Below are 19956 nucleotides of genomic sequence, written 5' to 3' on the forward strand. Positions count from 1 at the left end.
GCGTCGCTCTCAAGTCCATCGCGAGCAGGCTCGCTCCCACAATTCACAATTTCCAGCCCGTCGTTAACCCTCCAAAACATAATAAAAAGGGTAAGTCTCATGTCCAGCAGTTCAACCTTGGCCCCAGGCCTCAAGCAGCGTCACGTCACCATGCTGTCCATTGCCGGGGCCATCGGCGCCGGCCTGTTCATCGGATCAGGACACGCCATCGCTTCCGCGGGCCCCGCCGCCATCCTGGCGTACATTTTTTCCGGCACCCTTGTGGTATTGGTCATGCGCATGCTCGGAGAAATGGCCGTAGCATCGCCGGATACAGGGTCATTTTCGACCTATGCCGAGCGCGCGATGGGACGCAGCGCCGGCTTCACCATCGGCTGGCTGTATTGGTGGTTCTGGGTGCTGGTCATTCCTATCGAAGCCATCGCCGCTGCGGCTATTTTGCATGCCTGGTTTCCCGCGATCCAAACGTGGGAGTTTGCGATAGCGGTCACCGGCCTGCTGACGTTGACGAACCTGTTCAGTGTCGCTCGTTACGGCGAGTTCGAATTCTGGTTCGCCATGCTCAAGGTCATTGCGGTACTGGGCTTTATCGCGCTGGGCGCACTGGCCCTGGCCGGTGCATTACCCGAAACGACGGTGAGTGGTGTGGTTCAGTTAAGCAACCAATTTGGTGGGTTCATGCCCAATGGCATGACCGCCGTTGTTGGCGCGATGCTCACCACGGTGTTCAGCTTCATGGGCACAGAAATCGTCACCATTGCTGCTGCCGAATCGCAGAACCCGGCGAAACAAATCACCCGTGCAACAAACTCCGTTGTCTGGCGTATGGGGATTTTCTATATCGTCTCGGTGTTCCTCATCATCTCCATCGTCCCTTGGAACGACCCGATGCTGATGGAGGTCGGCTCTTATCAGAGAGCGCTTGAGCTGATGAACATTCCACACGCGAAAATGATGGTAGATATCGTCGTGCTGATTGCGGTAGCCAGCTGCCTTAACTCCGCCATCTATACCGCGTCACGCATGGTCTACTCGCTGAGCAAACGCGGGGATGGCCCTCAGGTACTGCAGAAGACTTCGTCATCAGGGGTGCCCTATATCGCGGTGCTGGCCAGCACCGCGGTGGGTTTCCTGACCACGGCCCTCAATTATTTTGCACCCAACGAAGTCTTCTCCTTCCTCCTGGCCAGCTCAGGCGCCGTTGCGCTGCTGGTCTACCTGGCCATTGCCGTTTCGCAACTGGTACTTCGCAAAAAAATGAACGCTTCGGGACAGCCGATCGTCTTCAAGATGTGGTTTTACCCTTGGCTCAGCTACCTGGTTATCTTCTGTATCTTGAGCATCCTGGTGGTCATGCTGATTTTGCCGGAGCATCGCATGGAGGTGATTGCTACGGGTGCGCTCACACTGTCCATCGTTTGTATGGGGGCCATTTTTAACGCCAGGAAAAGCACCATACGGGAAGCTGGATTGGCGTAAACCAAAGCGCTCGATGCTTGATTGACCTAGCACTCCAACGACTCACCGTTCACCTCTTTCCGGCCCGCTTTCCACGATGAGCGGGCCGTTTTTTTTTGCCCCCCCTTCTTTCCCCCCGATAGGCCTATTCGTCTGGCTCTCGGTGTAAGATCCAGAGACCCGAAACAGGGTTATCAATCATAAAAACGAGATGATGTTGCCCCTGTCGGCCACTTGCCACAGCGCACGTCACTGACACAGTTGAGGAGCGGTAATGATGGCGAAACTCCACGCGGCGAAACCCGCCGCAGGACGTTCGGCTAATGAACAACGGCCGGTAAAAACCGTAGGTTTTCTGATCATCCCCAACTTCACCACCATCGGCTTCGCCTCCGCGGTGGAAACCTTGCGCATGGCCAATATGGCCGCGCGCCAACCGATGTTCCGCACGGTCATCATCGCCGCCAGCCTGGACCCGGTCACCGCCAGCAACGGCATGCGTATCCTGCCCGACTACGCCATCACTGATGCCCCCAAGCTCGACGTGCTGTTCGTTGTCGGATCAAACCCGATCGTCTCCAATCACAGCAGTCGACCGCTGCTCAATTGGCTACGCAAGCTGGCGCATGATCAGGTGCCACTCGGCGGAATCTGCACGGGTAGCCATTTGTTGGCGCGTGCCGATTTGCTCAAGGGCTATCGCTGCACGATTCACTGGGAAGACATCGAAGCGCTGAAGGAGCGTTTCCCGGGCATCATTATTTCCAACCAACTGTTCGAGCTCGATCGTGATCGCTACACCTGTTCCGGTGGCGTCGCCTCCATGGACATGACCCTGCAGTTGATTGCCCGCGAACCGGGTGGTCGGGACATCGCAGCGCATGCGGCCGAGTTATTGTTGTGTGATCGGGTACGTGGCGCGCAAGAGCAGCAGCGTGTGCCATTGCGGCAGAAGCTGGGCACCTCTCAGCCAAAACTCAGCCAGATGGTGGCAATCATGGAGGCCAATCTCGAGGAGCCGGTAGGCCTGGAGGAGCTGGCTCGGTTGAATGAGGTATCGGTGCGACAACTGGAACGCCTGTTTCACAAGCACCTGCAACGCACGCCGAGCCAGTATTACCTGGAGCTGCGCCTTTCACGGGCGCGGCAATTGCTGTTGCGCAGCGAGTCACAAGTACGTGATGTCGCCCTCGCCTGCGGCTTCGTTTCACCGGCGCACTTCTCAAAATGCTACAGCCGTTTCTTTGGTGTATCGCCCATTGGCGAGCGTAAAAAAGTGGCTGCGGTGCATTGATTGCTGGTATTCAACATTGATGTTGGCTGGAAGGGCCTCATCGCGGGCAAGCCCGCTCCCACAGGGGATCTTCAGTGAACACACATCCTGTGTTCACACAGATCAAATGTGGGAGCGGGCTTGCCCGCGATGGCGTTCGTGAGATCGCCGAGTACTGGTCAGTCCTGCAACGCTTTATGCGCGGTTTCGCGACTCGCCAGCATGGCAATCAAGGCCACCGCCGCTGCCGCCAGCAGGTACCAGGCCGGGGCCATTTTGTTGCCGGTCAATTGAATCAGCCAGGTCGCGATAAACGGCGCAGTGCCGCCGAACACCGCATTGGCAATATTGAAGCTGAAGGCAAAACCACTGAAGCGCACACGGGTCGGGAATATCTCGGCGAGGAAGCACGGCAAGGTGCCGTCGTTCATCGCCAGGATGGCGCCAAAGGCAATCTGAATCATCAGAATCACAATCAGCGGCTGATTTTCCAGCAGGCCGAACAGCGGAAATGTCAGCGCCAGGAACAGCACCGAAGCGGTCAGCAACATGGTCTTGCGCCCGAACCGGTCCGACAGTTTTCCCATCAGGAAAATCAGCCCGATATAGGTCGCCAGCGACACCGTCGACGCCAGGAACGAATCACTCTCGCTCATGCCCATCTCGGTAGACAGGTAGGTCGGCATGTAGCTGAGCAACAGGTAAAACGCCACCGCATTCAGGCAGGTCACGCCAATCCCGATCATCACACTGCGGCGGTGGACAGTCAGCAACTCGCGAACCGGCGCGTGGGTCGCGCACTCCTTGGCTTCCAGTCGCTTTTCCATCTCCAGGAACTTGGGCGTGTCCTGCAAACTCATGCGGATATAGCGCCCCACCAACCCGAACGGCGCCGCTAACATAAAGGGTAGACGCCAGCCCCAGCTGTGCAGGTCCTCGACGCTCATCCATGAATGCAGACCGGCCACAAATACGGCGCCGAACAGCAAGCCGGCCGCGGTACTCGCCGGGACAATGCTGGTGTACAAACCCCGTTTTCCCTCAGGGGCATACTCGGCGAGAAAGGCTGATGCTCCGGCGTATTCACCCGAAGCGGAAAAGCCCTGGAACAAGCGAATCAGCAACAATAAGGCAGGTGCCCACAGGCCAATATGGTTGTAGGTCGGCAGGATGCCGATGCAGAAGGTCGAGATCGACATAATCAGAATCGACCAGGACAATGCACTGCGTCGCCCGTATTTGTCACCGAAGTGGCCCCAGACCAATCCCCCCAACGGGCGGACGACAAAGGACAGCGCGAACACCGCGAATGTCGCCAGCAGCGCGGTCGCCTTATCGGTTTGCGGAAAAAACGTCGCTGCGATGACGGTTGCCAGATAGCCATAGGCTGCATAGTCGAACCACTCGACGAAATTACCCATGAAGCTGGCGCTGGCAGCACGCCGCAAGGCTTTGCGCTCGGATGTTTGTTCAAGTTGCTGTGCCAGGTTCAGGCTTGCGCTTTGGGTGCTCATTGGGCACCTCCGGTGGTAGAGGTGCGTTGAGTGAGATAAGAAGTCGGGACGTTAAACATGACAAAACCCTCTATTGTTTTACTTGGCAGGGTTAAGGGTCAGTAGAGGCTGCGCGTTATTGGCGTGCAACCGTTGTTTTTTCTTCGGTACAACTCAGCCGCCGGGACGGTTTCTACTCCATCTGTACCTCGTCAAAAAGCAACGCCGCACAGATGCACTGTGCGGCGCGTATTTATCACTTCTTGATGATGTTGTGCTCCGGGCCATACGGGAATTTGGTGATGTTTTCACCGCCCTGTTCGTTGACGATCAGTATGTCGTGCTCACGATAGCCGCCTGCACCCGGAAGGCCTTCAGGCAGCATGATCATCGGTTCAATGGACACCACCATCCCGGGTTCCAGTACGGTGTCGATGTCTTCGCGCAGTTCCAGCCCGGCTTCACGGCCATAGTAGTGGCTCAGCGTACCGAAGGAGTGGCCGTAGCCGAAGGTGCGGTATTGCAGCAGATCATGTTCCAGGAAGATCTCGTTCAACTGCAGGGCGATATCGCAGCAGCGCATGCCTGGCTTGATCAGTTTCAGCCCGGCCTCGTGCACTTTGACGTTCACTTCCCACAGGCGCAGGTGCTCGTCGGAACAGTGATCCAGGAACAAGGTGCGTTCCAGCGCGGTGTAGTAACCGGCGATCATCGGGAAGCAATTGAGGCTCAGGATGTCGCCCTTGTTGACCTTGCGCGACGTCACCGGGTTATGGGCACCGTCGGTGTTGATCCCGGACTGGAACCAGGTCCAGGTGTCCATCAACTCGGAATCCGGGAAGGTGCGGGCAATCTCGCGCACCATGGCCTGGGTGGCGTGCAAGGCCACCTCATATTCTGGCACCTGATCACGCAATGCTTCGACGATGGCGGCACCGCCGATGTCCGCTATGCGGGCACCGTGACGAATGATCGCGTGTTCTTCGGCGGACTTGATCATGCGCATGCGCATGCAGGGTGCGGCGATATCCACCAGTTCAGCCTGCGGATAGCGGCTGACGAGTTTGTCGCGGTTAAGCAAGTTCAGATGGTCGAACTCGATGCCGATCCGCCCGGCCTTTGGCAAGGCTTGCTGGATCGCGACGAAATAGTTATCGCGCTGCCAGTCGGTGTAGACGATGTTTTCGGTGCCGACGGTCCGGCGCCATGGCTGGCCACCATCGATGTTGGCGCTGATGGTCACGGCGCTGTCCTGAGTCACGACCAACGCGTATTGACGACCGAAGGAGCAGTACAGGAAATCGCTGTAGTAATTGATGTTGTGATAGGAGGTGAAGACCGCCGCGTCGATATTGTTCTGCGCCAGGTAAGCCCGCAATTTCGCTTGGCGATTGGCGTATTCCTGAGCGGAGAACGTCGGGTTCTCTTTTTCGCCGTTCTTGATCTGGATGGTTTTAGGCATTTGCATGTCATAGATCCTTGTCATTGTTTGAGCTACAGAAGGCGCCAATCTGGCGGGCCGTTGAAGATCATTCGAACAGATGCAAGGTGAGTTTTTTTGCGCGAATCCGACCTGTAGTTGGTCATATCCGCTGTTTGCGAAAGTGCCTGCTCAAGGCCAATGCCAACTAAGCCATAACTCACGGCCCCTGTAGGAGCGAGCTTGCTCGCGATGGTGTGTCAGCAGCATTGATGTCGACTGACACTCCATCGCGAGCAAGCTCGCTCCTACAGGGGCCGGATGCAGGCTGCGCCAGGTGCTACAGGGAATGTGGTGTTACGGGTTGGCGTGGGGGGACCACTTTTTATTTCAGCATTGATGTCGGCTGACTTGCCGCCATCGCGGGCACGTTCGCTCCCACATGCTCGCGAGGATGAGCGCCGAAGTACTGGCGATAGCAGCGAAAGAAATGTTGCAGCGAGACGAATCCGCACTCGCGAGCGACATCCGACAGGGGCTGTTCGCCGGCCCGCAACAACTGACGCGCCTGTTGTAGACGCAAGTCCAGATAGTGCCTGGAGGGCGAACACCCCAGGCTGCGTTTGAAAAGCCGCTCCAGATGCCGCCGCGAAATGCCCATGGCCTGGGCCAATTCGTCGATACCCAGCGTTTGGTCCAGGTGCTCATTCATTAATGCCAATGTCGCTTGAAGTTTGGCCGGGGCGTTGGGTATGGGCAGTAGCGGCCGGGCCTGGCGCGCTGCATGTTTTTCCATGCGCAGGATCAGGCCTCGGCCGTGGGTCCGGGCCAGCAGTTCGTGCATCAACCCTTGGACGGCCTGCGGGCCGACGCAGGTCAGGCGTTGGCGATCGACGCAAAACGGTGCCGCCACCGGCGTCAATTCGCTGAAGGCCGCAAATGCCATTGAAGGGTCGAGCTCCGGCAGGCTGCAGCGAAAACCCTCCAGGGCGCCCATCTGCGCCAGCAGCCAACCGGCCTTGCCCAAAGCACCGAGGCTGATCGGCTGCGTGGCCCAGTAACGCAGCTGCTGTCGAACGTCCGGATGATCCGAGCCTGTAGGCAGGTTCTCGCCCCCGCAGAGGATTAACACATCAAGCGTTTGTGCCTGTTCCAGTCGTACAGTCGCCGTAGCGATGCCATTGCTGGCGTGCAGTGGCTGGCCTTCCAGGCTGAGAATTTGCCACTGGCAAACACTGCGCCCCGCCAACTGATTGGCGAGGCGCAAGGGCTCCAGCGCATTGGCCAGGGCAAACAAATCGAAGGCTTCCATCAACCAGAAGCCAATGCGCAACACCGGCGGTTGTGGCCGGCCAGATTCAGTCAGTTGCAGCATGTCGTGCATCGCGCAGGGTGCTCGACTCCACGCTTGAACAGGTCAAAACCACTGATAGCCATCGTTGATCTCCGCGCCGCTTCAAAGTTGTCGGGAACTCATCCGATTGTCGGCGTCAGGGATCATCAAGGCGTGTCAGATATCGACTCCTGATTGTTCGCCATTACCGATGGCGGGCGGAATGTGTGGCGAAATGCGGGGGGTGCCAAATGCCGAAAAACTACCCCAGTTGAGCCTGAATCTTTTCCACCACGCTGCGCATCGCTGGCAAGTAGCGGCGAGCGGCCTCCTCAACAGGCATCGCCTTGGCGATGTAAACCAGGTTAAGGCAACCCATGACCCGCGCTTCGTGGGTGATCGGAATTGCAATGGCGGCGATCTTGCGCTCCGCTCCCCAATGCGAATTATTTTCGCCATAACCCTTGCTGAGCGTGTGCTCCACCAACCGATCGACAAATCGGTGATCCGCGGCAAACGTCGATTGTTCGTCTTCGCGACTGACCATCAACTCAATCAGCTCCTCTCGCTCCGCAGGTGGGCAAAACGCAAAATACGCGCGCCCGGTCGCGGTCATGAGCAACGGCAGACGCCGGCCGACCATGGAGCGGTGAAACGACAGCCGGCTGAAACGATGAGTGGTCTCGCGGATAACCATGGCATCACCGTCCAGTGTGCACAGGTCGGTCGGCCAAACGACCTGCTGCAACAACTCACCAAGCAAGGGTGCAGCTATGGAGGAGATCCATTGTTCATCGCGAAAGCCTTCGCTGAGCTCGCGCACTTTCAACGTCAGCCGATAACTGTCATCCGACTCGCTACGCCGTACATAGCCCTCAGCCTGCAAGGTCTCCAGCAACCGTCGAACCGTGGTGCGGTGCAATCCGCTCTGCTCGGCCAGTTGCGCGGTGCTGGCCCCGCCATCAACGCGGTTCAAACCATTGATCAGTGCCAGACCGCGCATCAGACCGCGCACGGCTTTGTATTCGGTCTCGCTCATGGATAGATCCTTTATTGTTGAAAATCAATCATGTGCACCCAGTGCACATTAACAAGGGTTGTCGTTGTCGACCAGTCCCGTGATTTCCATACTGCGCCCAACAAGAAATCCAAAAGCGCTGTACGGAGATACCCATGAGTTCTGCACCCACTCCTTCCACATTGGACCTGACCACTGACGTCGCCATTGTCGGCGCCGGTCCCGTCGGATTGATGATTGCCAATTACTTGGGCCAATGTGGTGTGAATGTCACCTTGGTGGAAAAGCTCGACAGCCTGATCGACTACCCCCGCGCCATCGGTCTGGACGACGAAAGCCTGCGTACTTTCCAGGCTGTCGGTCTGGCCGACGCCGTGCTGCCGCACACCACACCCTGGCACGCCATGCGTTTCCTGACGCCCAAGGGTCGCTGCTTTGCCGACATACAGCCCAAGACCGATGAGTTCGGCTGGTCGCGACGCAATGCCTTCATCCAGCCCTTGGCCGACCGCGTACTGTTTGAAGGCTTGCAGCGTTTCGACAACATCAAAGTACTGTTCGGTCGTGAGCTCGAAGGCTTTGAACAAAGCGACAGCGCTGTAGTGCTCAACCTCAAGGATCAGAACGGCCGCGGCGAGCGCCTGCATGCCCGGTACTTGATCGGCTGCGACGGTGGCAACAGTCTGGTGCGGCGCAGCCTGAACATCAGTTTCGAAGGCAAGACCGCGCCTAATCAGTGGATCGTCGTCGACATTGCCAACGACCCGCTGAGCACGCCCCATGTTTACCTGTGCTGCGACCCGGTGCGCCCTTACGTTTCAGCCGCCCTGCCCCACGGCGTGCGCCGTTTCGAATTCATGGTGATGCCCGGCGAGACCGAAGCCGAGCTGAGCAAACCCGAAAACATGCGCAAGTTGTTGGCTAAAGTGCTGCCGAATCCGGATCGCATCGAACTGATCCGCAGCCGTGTCTACACCCATAATGCCCGCTTGGCCGGAAGGTTCCGTGAAGGGCGGGTGCTACTGGCCGGCGACGCCGCGCACATCATGCCGGTATGGCAGGGCCAGGGTTACAACAGCGGCATGCGCGACGCCTCCAACCTGGCCTGGAAACTGTCGCTGGTGATCAAAGGCCTGGCCGCCGACAGCCTGCTCGACAGCTACGAACAGGAGCGCCGTGACCACGCGAAGGCAATGATTGACCTGTCTGTGTTGGCCGGTCACGTGTTGGCACCGCCAAAACGCTGGCAAGGCACCTTACGTGATGGCCTGTCGTGGTTGCTCAACTATGTGCCACCCATCAAACGCTATTTCGTGGAAATGCGCTTCAAGCCGATGCCGCAATACACCCAGGGCGCCTTGATTGTACCCCGCGAAAAAAACTCACCCGTGGGCAGGATGTTCATTCAGCCTCGGGTATTGACCGAAGCTGGCGACACCGTGCTGCTCGATGATGTAATCGGCGAGCACTTCGCGATTATCGCCTGGGGCTGCGACCCGACCTGGGGCCTGACGGCTGCACAGGTCAATCAATGGCAAGCACTGGGCACGCGCTTTATCCAGGTACTGCCAGACGTTCAGCTCAAAGCCGCCAGTGACGTCAGCCAGGGTGTGATCCGCGTCGGCGACAGCACCGGCCGTCTCAAGGAATGGTTCGCCCGTGGTTCGGCGTCCATCGCCTTAGTGCGTCCAGACCGCTTCCTCGCCGGGCTGGCCATTCCTCAGACCGTCGGCCAGGCCTGTGATGAATTGGCCTTGGCGCTCACGGCGCTGCCGCAACCCGAAGTGGCGATCCTCGCCAGCAAGGTGGCCTGACATGAGCGCGTATTTGCACTGTTTGTCGCACACGCCGCTGGTGGGCTACGTCGACCCGACGCCGCAAGTGCTGGCCGAGGTCGACGGCATGATCGCCGACGCCCGTGAGCGCATCGCCCGCTTCGATCCGGAGCTGATCGTGCTTTTCGGCCCCGATCACTACAACGGCTTTTTCTATGACGTGATGCCAGCCTTCTGCATCGGCATGGCAGCCCACGCCATCGGCGATTTTGATACAGCTGCCGGCCCCTTGGAGGTGCCAAAAGCGCTGGCCGAAGCCTGCGCCCAAGCCGTACTGGACGCTGGTGTCGATGTTGCCGTTTCCTACCGTATGCAAGTTGACCACGCATTCGCGCAGCCGTTGGAGCTGTTGTTGGGCGGCCTGCAAGGGTGTCCGGTGATTCCGGTGTTCATCAATTCGGTTGCCGTGCCGTTGCCCGGCTTCAAGCGCGCTCGTTTGCTCGGTGACGCGATTGGGCGGTGGGCACAGTCGCTGAACAAGCGGGTGCTGTTCCTGGCTTCCGGCGGCTTGTCCCACCAACCCCCTGTACCGGAACTGGCCAAGGTCGATTCACGCATGGCCGATCGGCTGATGGGCAGCGGTCGCCAGTTGCCCGCCGATGAGCGACAGGCGCGCCAGCAACGCGTCATCCAGGCTGCTCGGGATTTCGTTGAAGACCAACACAGTCTGCACCCGCTCAATCCCGCTTGGGATCAACAGTTTCTCGACACCCTCGAACAGGGCCGCCTGAGCGACCTCGATACCTTGGGCAATGACGAGCTATCGGCACTGGCCGGCAAATCCACTCACGAAGTGAAAACCTGGGTCGCCGCGTTCGCTGCCCTTTGCGCCTTCGGCCCTTATCAGACCGAGGGACGCTACTACCGTCCGATTCCCGAATGGATCGCAGGCTTCGCCGCCCTTGGCGCCAAGCCGCTGAACAACAACCAATGAATCCGAGGAACACTGCCATGACTGCCACTGCGCCTGCCTTCACCGAAGCCTCCACCAGCCGTTTTGTCGACATCAGCGAAGGCGAATTGAATCTGCGCCTGCATTACAACGACGTTGGTGAGGGAAACGAGACCGTGGTCATGCTCCACGGCTCCGGCCCTGGTGCCAGCGGTTGGGCCAACTTCCACCGCAACATCGAACCGCTGGTGGCCGCCGGTTTCCGTGTGATCCTGATGGACTGCCCAGGCTGGAGTAAAAGTGATCCGATCGTTTGCGACGGCTCGCGTTCGGACCTCAACGCGCGTGCCCTGAAGGGGCTGCTCGACGAGCTGGATCTAAACTGCGTACACATTCTCGGCAACTCCATGGGCGCCCACAGCACCGTAGCCTTTGCCCTGGCAAACCCGGAGCGCGTCGGCAAACTCGTGCTGATGGGCGGCGGCACCGGTGGCCCAAGCGCCTTCGTGCCGCAACCGACCGAAGGCATCAAGCTGATCGGCGCGCTGTACCGCGAACCCACCATCGAAAACCTGAAGAAGATGATGAACGTGTTCGTCTTCGACGCCAGCAGCATGACCGATGAATTGTTCCAGACCCGTCTGGACAACATCCTCGCGCGCCGCGACCACCTCGAGAATTTCGTCAAGAGCAGCACCCTCAATCCCAAGCAGTTCCCGGATTTCAGCCACCGCTTGCACGAAGTCAAGGCCCGGACCCTCCTTGTCTGGGGTCGTGAGGACCGCTTCGTGCCCATGGACACAGGCTTGCGCCTGCTGGCCGGCCTGCCTGATGCACAACTGCACGTATTCAACCGCTGCGGCCACTGGGCCCAGTGGGAGCACGCCGAGACGTTCAACCGCATGGTCCTGGATTTCCTGACCCACTGATCACCGAGGCTGACATGACCCCTATTCAAGACACGCTGGAACAACTCGCCGCGGATCTGCGCCGGGCCGAAGCCCACGGTGAGGCCATCGCCCCGTTGCGCGAACAGATCGGCGAAGACAACGCTGAGGCGGCTTACATCATTCAGCGCCTCAACGTCGCCCACGGTGTGGCCAGCGGCCGTCGCGTGGTCGGCCGCAAGATCGGCCTGACCAACCCCAAAGTGCAGGCACAACTGGGCGTCGACCAGCCTGACTTCGGCACCCTGTTCGCCGACATGTGCTATGGCGACAACGAAACCGTGCCGGCGGGCCGCGTGCTGCAACCAAAGATCGAAGCCGAAATCGCGCTGATTCTGGAGCGCGATCTACCACGAGCCGACACCACGTTTGCCGACGTTATGGCGGCTACCGGTTGGGTCGTGCCGGCGCTGGAAATCGTCGGCAGCCGAGTGCAGGCCTGGAACATTCGCTTCGTCGATACCGTGGCAGACAACGCCTCCAGCGGCTGCTTCGTGCTCGGTGGTCCGGCCCGTCGACTCGATGGCCTGGACCTGCGTCAAGCCAGTATGCGCATGACCCGCAACGGTGAAGAAGTGTCCAGCGGCAGCGGCGCCGAATGCCTCGGTCATCCCCTCAATGCGGCGGTATGGCTGGCACGCACCATGGCTCGCCTGGGTGATCCGCTACGGGCGGGCGACATCATTCTGACCGGGGCACTCGGGCCGATGGTGGCGGTCGCCGCCGGTGATCGGTTCGAGGCCGAGATTGAAGGCATTGGTCGGGTTGGTATTGGGTTCACCGCCGAGTGATCGGCGACTTGCGTGCAAACGAGGTAATCACCATGAACAAGAAACTCAAAGTCGCCATCGTCGGTTCCGGCAACATCGGCACCGACCTGATGATCAAGATCCTGCGTAACGCCAAACACCTGGAAATGGCGGTCATGGTCGGCATCGACCCAGCCTCCGACGGCCTGGCCCGCGCCCAGCGCATGGGCGTGGCCACCACCCATGAAGGCGTCGAAGGCCTGACCCGCCTGGACGTGTTCAAGGACATCGATTTCGTCTTTGATGCCACCAGTGCGGGTGCCCACGTCAAGAACGATGCGTTCCTGCGCTCGATCAAACCCGGCATCCGCCTGATCGACCTGACCCCGGCCGCCATCGGTCCGTATTGCGTACCAGTGGTGAATCTGGAGCAGAACCTCTGCCAGCTCAACGTCAACATGGTCACCTGCGGTGGCCAGGCGACCATCCCGATGGTCGCGGCGGTGTCGCGCGTGGCCAAGGTGCATTACGCCGAAATCGTTGCCTCGATTGCCAGCAAATCGGCTGGTCCGGGCACCCGGGCCAACATCGACGAATTCACCGAGACCACCTCCAAGGCCATCGAAGTGATCGGCGGCGCCGCCAAGGGCAAGGCGATTATCGTGATGAACCCGGCCGAGCCGCCGCTGATGATGCGCGATACGGTGTTTGTGTTGTCCGAGGCCGCCGATCAGGCTGAGGTCGAGGCCTCGATTGTCGAGATGGCCGTAGCCGTACAGGCCTATGTGCCAGGTTATCGCCTGAAACAACACGTGCAGTTCGATGTGATCCCTGAAGATGCGCCGTTAAATATTCCGGGCCTTGGAAAATTCTCCGGCCTCAAGACCTCAGTGTTCCTCGAAGTCGAAGGCGCCGCCCATTACCTGCCGGCCTACGCCGGCAATCTCGACATCATGACCTCCGCAGCCTTGGCCACCGCCGAGCGCATGGCGCAGTCGATGCTCAACGCCTGAGGAGACCGACATGACTTTTAATCCTGGCAAGAAACTCTACATCTCCGACGTCACCCTGCGCGACGGCAGCCACGCGGTGCGTCATCAGTATTCACTGCAGAACGTGCAGGACATCGCCCGCGCCTTGGACAAGGCCAAGGTTGACTCGATCGAAGTCGCCCACGGTGACGGTCTGCAAGGCTCAAGCTTCAACTACGGCTTCGCTTCGCACACCGACCTGGAGTGGATCGAAGCCGCCGCCGATGTCATCAGCCACGCCAAGATCACCACCTTACTGTTGCCCGGCATCGGCACCGTGCATGACCTGAAAGCGGCCTACAACGCCGGGGCCCGGGTGGTGCGCATCGCCACCCATTGCACCGAAGCGGACGTGTCGAAACAGCACATCGAATACGCCCGCGAACTGGGCATGGACACCGTCGGTTTCCTGATGATGAGCCACATGATCCCGGCCAAGCAACTGGCCACCCAAGCCAAGTTGATGGAGAGCTACGGTGCCACCTGTGTGTACATGGCCGACTCTGGCGGGGCGATGAACATGCAGGATGTGCGCAAGCGCTTCCGTGCGTTCAAGGCGGTGCTCAAGCCGGAAACCGAAACCGGCATGCACGCTCACCACAACTTGAGCCTGGGTGTGGCCAATTCCATCACCGCCGTCGAGGAAGGTTGCGACCGCATCGACGCCAGCCTCGCGGGCATGGGGGCTGGGGCCGGTAATGCGCCACTGGAAGTGTTCATCGCCGCCGCCGAGCGACTGGGCTGGAACCATGGCACCGATCTTTACACCCTGATGGACGCCGCCGATGACATCGTCCGCCCGCTGCAGGATCGTCCGGTTCGAGTCGACCGCGAGACGCTGGCGCTGGGTTATGCCGGCGTCTACTCAAGCTTCCTGCGCCATGCCGAAATCGCCGCCGCGAAGTACGGTCTCAAGACCCTCGATATCCTCGTCGAACTGGGCAAACGGCGCATGGTCGGCGGTCAGGAAGACATGATCGTCGACGTCGCGCTGGATCTGCTCAAGCATTAACACCACACAACCTGTGGGAGCGAGCCTGCTCGCGAATGGTTATGACCTTCAACCGATGCGTTGACTGACCCACCGCCATCGCGAGCAGGCTCGCTCCCACAGGGTTCGCATTATGGCTGACATAACAACAATAAAACGGGTACTGCCCATGACAACGCTCAACCTGCCAACACCCCTGCACATGACGCGGACCATCACTCTGTGTTTCCTCGTCGCCTTGATGGAAGGCCTTGACCTGCAGGCCTCCGGAATTGCCGCCCAAGGCATGGCTGCCGCTTTCGAGCTGGATAAATTACACATGGGCTGGGTGTTCAGCGCCGGGATTTTCGGCCTGCTGCCCGGTGCTTTCCTGGGCGGCCTGCTAGCTGACCGCATCGGCCGCAAACGGGTCTTGATGGCGTCGATCGCTCTGTTCGGGTTGTTCTCGCTCATCACGGCCATGGCCTGGGACTTCAACAGCTTGATGGTTGCCCGTTGCCTCACGGGCGTGGGTTTGGGCGCTGCCCTGCCTAATCTGATCGCCCTGACCAGTGAAGTGGCCGGCCCGCGTCTGCGGGGCATGGCCGTGAGCCTGATGTATTGCGGTGTGCCCCTGGGCGCCGCAGTGGCGGCCAGCATTGGCATCGCGCAATTGGCCGGCGGCTGGCAAGTGGTGTTTTACGTGGGCGGCCTGGTGCCACTGTTGATCGTGCCCCTGCTGGGGCGTTATCTGCCGGAGTCGGCGCACTTTCACAGCGTCCGGGACGTCGCCCCCATCGGTGTGGTCCGGGGCCTGTTCCGCGAGGGCGCGGCACTGCCGACCGCCATGATCTGGGTGAGTTACTTCTTTACGCTCATGGTCGTGTACATCTTGATTAACTGGTTGCCCAGCTTGTTGGTCAGCCAGGGTTTTAGCGGTCGCCAGGCCAGCTGGGTAATGTTTGCCCTACAGCTTGGCGCTGCGACCGGGACCTTGCTGTTGGGCTGGGTGATGGACCGACTGCCGGCCTGGGCCCTGTCGGCACTGATCTATGTCGGCATTCTCGCTTCGTTGACCGCGCTGGGCATGGCCAGACAATTGGAAAGCATGCTGGCGGCCGGTTTCGTCGCCGGTTTTTTCGCCACCGGCGGGCAGTGCGTGCTGTATGCCTTGGCACCGCATTTCTATCGCCCATCGGTACGCGCCACCGGCGTGGGCAGTGCGGTCGCCATTGGTCGGCTGGGCGCGATGAGCGGCCCGTTGGTGGCCGGCAAAATGCTCGCGTTGGGCACCGGTACGACCGGCGTGATGATGGCCTCGGCACCGGGGATAGTCATCGCGGCACTGGCGATGTTTTACCTGTCGGTTCGACGCAACGGCTCTCAGTCTGACTGACAACCCACTCGTAATACCCCGTGCCTGAACAGCACGGGGCCCTCCCAACAACAATAAAAAGTGAACACCCTCATGCTCAAGATCACTCTTCGGGCGCTCAACGCCTGCGCCTGTGCTTTACTCCTTGGTCAGGCTTGCGCCAGCGGCTTTGTCGATGACAGCCACGCCGATCTGACGACGCGCAACTATTACTTCGACCGAAACTATGTGAATACCACGCCCCAGGCGGCTGCCCGTGAGTGGGCGCAAGGCTTCATCCTCAACCTGCGCTCGGGTTACACCGATGGACTTGTGGGGTTCGGCCTGGATGCTCAGGGTTTACTGGGTGTACGCCTAGATTCTTCGCCTGATCGCACGGGAACCGGCCTGCTGCCATCCAACCCAACCACCCACGAACCGGCCAGTGAATATTCGGAACTGGGCCTGACCGCCAAGGTCAGGGCATCGAAAAGCGAGTTGCAACTGGGCACCATCAGCACGTTTCTGCCTATTGCCTTCGCCAGCCCTACCCGCCTACTGCCACAGACCTTTCGCGGCGCGTACCTCAAGTCCCAGGAAATCGACAACCTGACCTTGCACCTCGGCTGGCTGGATCGCATCAACCTGCGCGACTCCACCAACTACCAGAAAATGTCGGTGGCTTCACCCAACGGACGCTTCAATGGCGCCGCCGAGTCGGACCGTTTTTCCTTCCTCGGCGGCGACTACGCCTGGTCGCCGCAATTGACGTTGAAGTACTACCACGCGGAACTTGCGGACCTGTATCGCAAGGACTTCTACGGCTTTGTCGACAATCGTCCGATGGGGCCTGGCAGCCTGAAAAGCGACTTTCGTCTGTTCGTCACCGGCGAGGATGGCGCAGCCAAGGCCGGCCCGGTGGACAATCGAAACGCGGCACTGATGCTGACGTATGCCTTGGGTGCTCACAAATTCGGTGCCGGCTATATGCAACTGACCGGCAAGACCGCCATGCCCTACCTCTTTGGTACCGAGCCACTGGTGATCACCGAAGGTACGCTGAGCTCGGAGTTTCTCAACCCGAAAGAGCGCAGCTGGCAGGTGCGGTATGACTACAATTTCGTGGCCATGGGCTTGCCGGGTCTCAATGGCATGCTGCGCTATGTGAGCGGCGACAATATCGAGTTGCCCCAGCTGGGGGGCTCTAACCTGACGGAAAGCGAAAAAGATATCGAACTGTCGTACGTACTGCAGGGCACGCCCCTGAAGGGCCTGGCTCTGCGCGTACGCAACGCCTGGTACCGCAACGACTTCACCGCCCAGGCCAGCCAACGGGATGATAATGAGCTGCGGGTGAACGTCGACTACACCTGGAAGCTTTGGTGAATTTCACCCTTCTGTGAGTGGCCCCAGGATGGTAAAAGACAGGGCGAAGTCTTCTGTTTAAAACACCTGAAAAGGATCACATCGGTGAAGCCTCCCGCCACGCCAGATTCAAGTGTCGCCGCCGAGGCGGGTCTCAGCGTGCAAACCCGCCTGATTGCATGGGTTGTCGCGGTGACCTTTTTTATGGAGAACCTCGACGCCACGGTCATCGCGACGGCGTTGCCAACCATGGCAACAGCATTCGCGATTACACCGGTCGACATGAACGTGGGGATCACCGCCTACATTCTCGCGGTGGCGATTTTCATTCCGCTTTCAAGCTGGATCGCCGACCGGTTTGGCGCACGGCGGGTGTTCGCCGGGGCAATCGTGGTCTTTACCCTCGCCTCGCTTTTATGCGGGCTCAGCCAAAACCTTGAAATGTTTGTGTTGGCTCGGGTGCTACAAGGTATTGGCGGCGCACTGATGGTGCCGGTGGGACGCCTCGCGGTCCTTCGCAACACCGACAAAAAAGACCTGGTGAACATGATTGCGGTGATTACCTGGCCCGGCCTGGTGGCCCCTATCCTCGGGCCGTTAGTGGGCGGCCTGATCGTTACCCATGCGTCCTGGCCATGGATCTTTTACGTCAACTTACCACTCGGCGTTTTGGCGTTGATTGCCGCGCTTTGGCTCGTCCCCGAAGGCCGTGAAGAAAACGTACGTACATTTGACGGGAAAGGCTTCGCCCTGCTGGCGGGCGCCTGCGCCTCCCTTCTGGGCGGTCTGGAATGGCTGGGCAGCCAGGACGGCAACGCGATGTTTTCAGGGTTTGGACTGGTGATTGCGGGGGTGATCCTTGCCGTGTGGGCGGTGCATCACTGTCGGCATCACGCCAGCCCGCTGTTGCCCCTAGGCACCGTGTCGATCAACACCTTTCGGGTCAGCCTCTTCGGCGGATCGCTTTTTCGCCTGGCGATCAGCGCCTTGCCGTTTTTACTGCCGCTATTGTTCCAGGTCGGGTTCGGGCTGTCCCCCGTCGACGCCGGCCTCCTGGTGTTAGCGGTCTTCGCCGGCAACCTCGCCATGAAGCCGTTTACGACGGCAATCATGCAGCGCTATGGCTTTCGCAACGTCCTGCTCGTCAACGGCGTCATGGGTGTGATCTCGATCTTGGCTTGCGCACTCTTCACCCCACAGACCCCATTCGCGTTGATCGCCGCCGTGCTATTCGCGGGCGGATTATCGCGATCCATGCAATTCACTTGCTACAACTCCATCGGCTTTGCCGATGTCCCCATGGAACGTATGAGCGAGGCTTCGGCACTGTTCAGTATGTTTTTTCAACTGGCCATGGGGATGGGAGTGACCGTCGCCGCACTGCTACTGCGTGCCTCCATGTCCGTGCAAAACCACGACCTGCAGGCCCAGATCGCCGACTTTCGAGTGGCCTTTCTAGGCGTAGCGCTGTTGGGGTCGCTTGCCCTGGTTGATGTGCTCAAGTTGCCCAAGCATGCAGGGGAAAGTGTCTTGAAGCGCCCTTGATCAGGCCTGTCTTCACACAGGAGAGATCGTGGCAAGCGCACCAATCAAAATGGTTAACAGCAGGAATCCACCGAGAAAAATAGCCATCTTGCCCATTGGGGCCTCCTAACATATGAGTTTGCGATGCAGCCGCTACAGAACCGCGGAGTGTGCCGTCATTGTGAGCCGGAGGCTGGGTGCATTACAGATGCAGATGGTGAAGGAAAAGGCGGATCAGCGTGGAAACCGCGCAGATAAGTCCACTGACGTTCAGCGGCTTAACTGCGTGGCACGTATCGCACCGGATAGATCCTTATGGTGTTGTTCGCGCGTCGTAAGCGCTAAGCACTCACCTGCTTAATCCAGTCAAGGCTCGCAACAGTTGTACCGGAAGGACGGTACTCACACCCGATCCACCCTGAGTAGCCACGCTGCTCCAGCGCAGCGAACAACGCAGCAAAATCGATGCTCCCCGTTCCGGGTTCGTGACGACCCGGGCAGTCGGCGATTTGCACATGGACGGTTCTGTCATAAAACCGCGCCAGGACATCGGGTGCGTCGCCGGTCAGAACCTGCGCATGGTAAAGATCGAGAATCAGCCCAACACTCGGGAAGGTCTCCAGCACCTGCTGTGCCTTACTGAATTCAGACATGTAATAGCCTGGCATCTCCTGCGAACTGATCACTTCGATAAGCGGCCGCAACCCCTGATCTTCGAAGTACTTGACTGCATATTCAAGGTTACCCTCGAAGATAAGCGCTGCCTCATCCTGCGTCGTAATTCCAGACATGATGTGGACATCCGAACACCCCAGCGCCTTTGCATAGTGGGTGGCCTGGAGCAACCCGTTGCGAAACTCTTCCTCCTTGCCCTGCAAGGCAGCAATGCCTTTGGTAACGCCAGCCGGAGCGGAGAACTGAATCAACGGCAGACCGTATTGAGCCAGGTGGTCCGCCAGGAGGCTCGCGTCGAATTCATAGGGCGACGGGAACTCCACCGCCCGAAAACCAGCGGCGGCGGCAGCTTCGATGCGTTGCAGAAAAGGCAACTCATTGAATTGGAAACCGAGATGAGCATTGAACTTGAGCATGGGGTAAACATCCATCCTGGGAAGAAACGAAATCATCAGCCTGGAGCATCCTTCGCAGCTCCAGCGCTGCATTATCGGGAGTGGTCAATACAGGCAAACCAGAGCGGGCCTGAGCTTGGCCCTGCGCCGCCTGCGTTGCACCAGGGACGCTCGTATGCCTCTACAAGGTTGTTCGACACGTCCAGCAGCGCTCTTTGTGCAGA

At 59.4% G+C, this 19956-nt stretch carries 16 protein-coding genes and 1 pseudogene; 11 read left to right on the top strand and 6 right to left on the bottom strand.

Annotated features, from left to right (window positions below; all coding sequences use genetic code 11):
* Positions 1–99: 99 nt before the first annotated feature.
* Both gabP and AC1MDT_RS10720 read left to right on the top strand, forming a co-directional pair.
* Complete coding sequence (gene gabP, locus AC1MDT_RS10715; RefSeq protein ID WP_480421995.1) at positions 100–1479, top strand: GABA permease; 1380 nt, start codon at positions 100–102, stop codon at positions 1477–1479.
* 256 nt (positions 1480–1735) lie between these two features.
* A complete protein-coding gene (locus tag AC1MDT_RS10720) occupies positions 1736–2752 on the top strand; it encodes a GlxA family transcriptional regulator (protein WP_480422752.1) in 1017 nt (338 codons plus the stop codon).
* A 158-nt stretch (positions 2753–2910) separates the two neighbouring features.
* Here AC1MDT_RS10720 and AC1MDT_RS10725 read toward each other — a convergent pair whose 3' ends face one another.
* From AC1MDT_RS10725 to AC1MDT_RS10740, 4 genes are all read right to left on the bottom strand, one after another.
* Entirely contained in the window at positions 2911–4245 is a 1335-nt protein-coding gene (locus AC1MDT_RS10725; RefSeq protein ID WP_480421996.1) for an MFS transporter, read from the bottom strand.
* 235 nt (positions 4246–4480) lie between these two features.
* The gene (locus AC1MDT_RS10730; protein ID WP_480421997.1) at positions 4481–5692 is read right to left on the bottom strand and encodes a M24 family metallopeptidase; all 1212 of its coding nucleotides are present in this window, start codon (positions 5690–5692) and stop codon (positions 4481–4483) included.
* A 337-nt stretch (positions 5693–6029) separates the two neighbouring features.
* A complete protein-coding gene (locus AC1MDT_RS10735) occupies positions 6030–7019 on the bottom strand; it encodes a GlxA family transcriptional regulator (protein ID WP_480421998.1) in 990 nt (329 codons plus the stop codon).
* 220 nt (positions 7020–7239) lie between these two features.
* Positions 7240–8016 carry a DNA-binding transcriptional regulator gene (locus tag AC1MDT_RS10740; RefSeq protein WP_480421999.1) on the bottom strand — a complete coding sequence of 259 codons (777 nt, stop codon included), beginning with the start codon at positions 8014–8016 and terminating at the stop codon, positions 7240–7242.
* Between the two features lie 134 nt (positions 8017–8150).
* Here AC1MDT_RS10740 and AC1MDT_RS10745 point away from each other — a divergent pair, with 134 nt between their 5' ends.
* The 9 genes from AC1MDT_RS10745 (at position 8151) to AC1MDT_RS10785 (ending at position 18683) form a co-directional block, all read left to right on the top strand.
* A complete protein-coding gene (locus AC1MDT_RS10745) occupies positions 8151–9809 on the top strand; it encodes a bifunctional 3-(3-hydroxy-phenyl)propionate/3-hydroxycinnamic acid hydroxylase (protein ID WP_480422000.1) in 1659 nt (552 codons plus the stop codon).
* 1 nt (position 9810) lies between these two features.
* Complete coding sequence (mhpB, locus tag AC1MDT_RS10750) at positions 9811–10764, top strand: 3-carboxyethylcatechol 2,3-dioxygenase (protein ID WP_480422001.1); 954 nt, start codon at positions 9811–9813, stop codon at positions 10762–10764.
* A 17-nt stretch (positions 10765–10781) separates the two neighbouring features.
* Positions 10782–11651: an alpha/beta fold hydrolase gene (locus AC1MDT_RS10755; protein ID WP_480422002.1), complete on the top strand. Its 870-nt coding sequence runs from the start codon at positions 10782–10784 to the stop codon at positions 11649–11651.
* Between the two features lie 14 nt (positions 11652–11665).
* On the top strand, positions 11666–12460 hold the full coding sequence (gene mhpD, locus AC1MDT_RS10760; RefSeq protein WP_480422003.1) for a 2-keto-4-pentenoate hydratase: 795 nt from the start codon (positions 11666–11668) through the stop codon (positions 12458–12460).
* A gap of 32 nt (positions 12461–12492) precedes the next feature.
* Positions 12493–13431: an acetaldehyde dehydrogenase (acetylating) gene (locus AC1MDT_RS10765; protein ID WP_480422004.1), complete on the top strand. Its 939-nt coding sequence runs from the start codon at positions 12493–12495 to the stop codon at positions 13429–13431.
* Positions 13432–13441: 10 nt separating this feature from the next.
* Positions 13442–14461 carry a 4-hydroxy-2-oxovalerate aldolase gene (dmpG, locus tag AC1MDT_RS10770; protein WP_480422005.1) on the top strand — a complete coding sequence of 340 codons (1020 nt, stop codon included), beginning with the start codon at positions 13442–13444 and terminating at the stop codon, positions 14459–14461.
* 148 nt (positions 14462–14609) lie between these two features.
* The gene (gene mhpT / locus AC1MDT_RS10775) at positions 14610–15815 is read left to right on the top strand and encodes a 3-(3-hydroxy-phenyl)propionate transporter MhpT (RefSeq protein ID WP_480422006.1); all 1206 of its coding nucleotides are present in this window, start codon (positions 14610–14612) and stop codon (positions 15813–15815) included.
* A 72-nt stretch (positions 15816–15887) separates the two neighbouring features.
* Positions 15888–17159, top strand: coding sequence for an OprD family porin (locus AC1MDT_RS10780; RefSeq protein ID WP_480422007.1), 1272 nt, complete (start codon positions 15888–15890; stop codon positions 17157–17159).
* Positions 17160–17243: 84 nt separating this feature from the next.
* Positions 17244–18683: a DHA2 family efflux MFS transporter permease subunit gene (locus tag AC1MDT_RS10785; protein ID WP_480422008.1), complete on the top strand. Its 1440-nt coding sequence runs from the start codon at positions 17244–17246 to the stop codon at positions 18681–18683.
* A 320-nt stretch (positions 18684–19003) separates the two neighbouring features.
* Here AC1MDT_RS10785 and AC1MDT_RS10790 read toward each other — a convergent pair whose 3' ends face one another.
* Positions 19004–19753, bottom strand: a complete 750-nt coding sequence (locus AC1MDT_RS10790) for a hydroxypyruvate isomerase family protein (protein WP_480422009.1) — start codon at positions 19751–19753, stop codon at positions 19004–19006.
* Positions 19713–19883: pseudogene (locus AC1MDT_RS10795) on the bottom strand (arylsulfatase); the annotation flags it as partial. The gene AC1MDT_RS10790 and the pseudogene AC1MDT_RS10795, both read right to left, overlap by 41 nt.
* Positions 19884–19956: the final 73 nt, after the last annotated feature.

The sequence above is a fragment of the Pseudomonas sp. ASL7 genome, assembly GCF_056680375.1.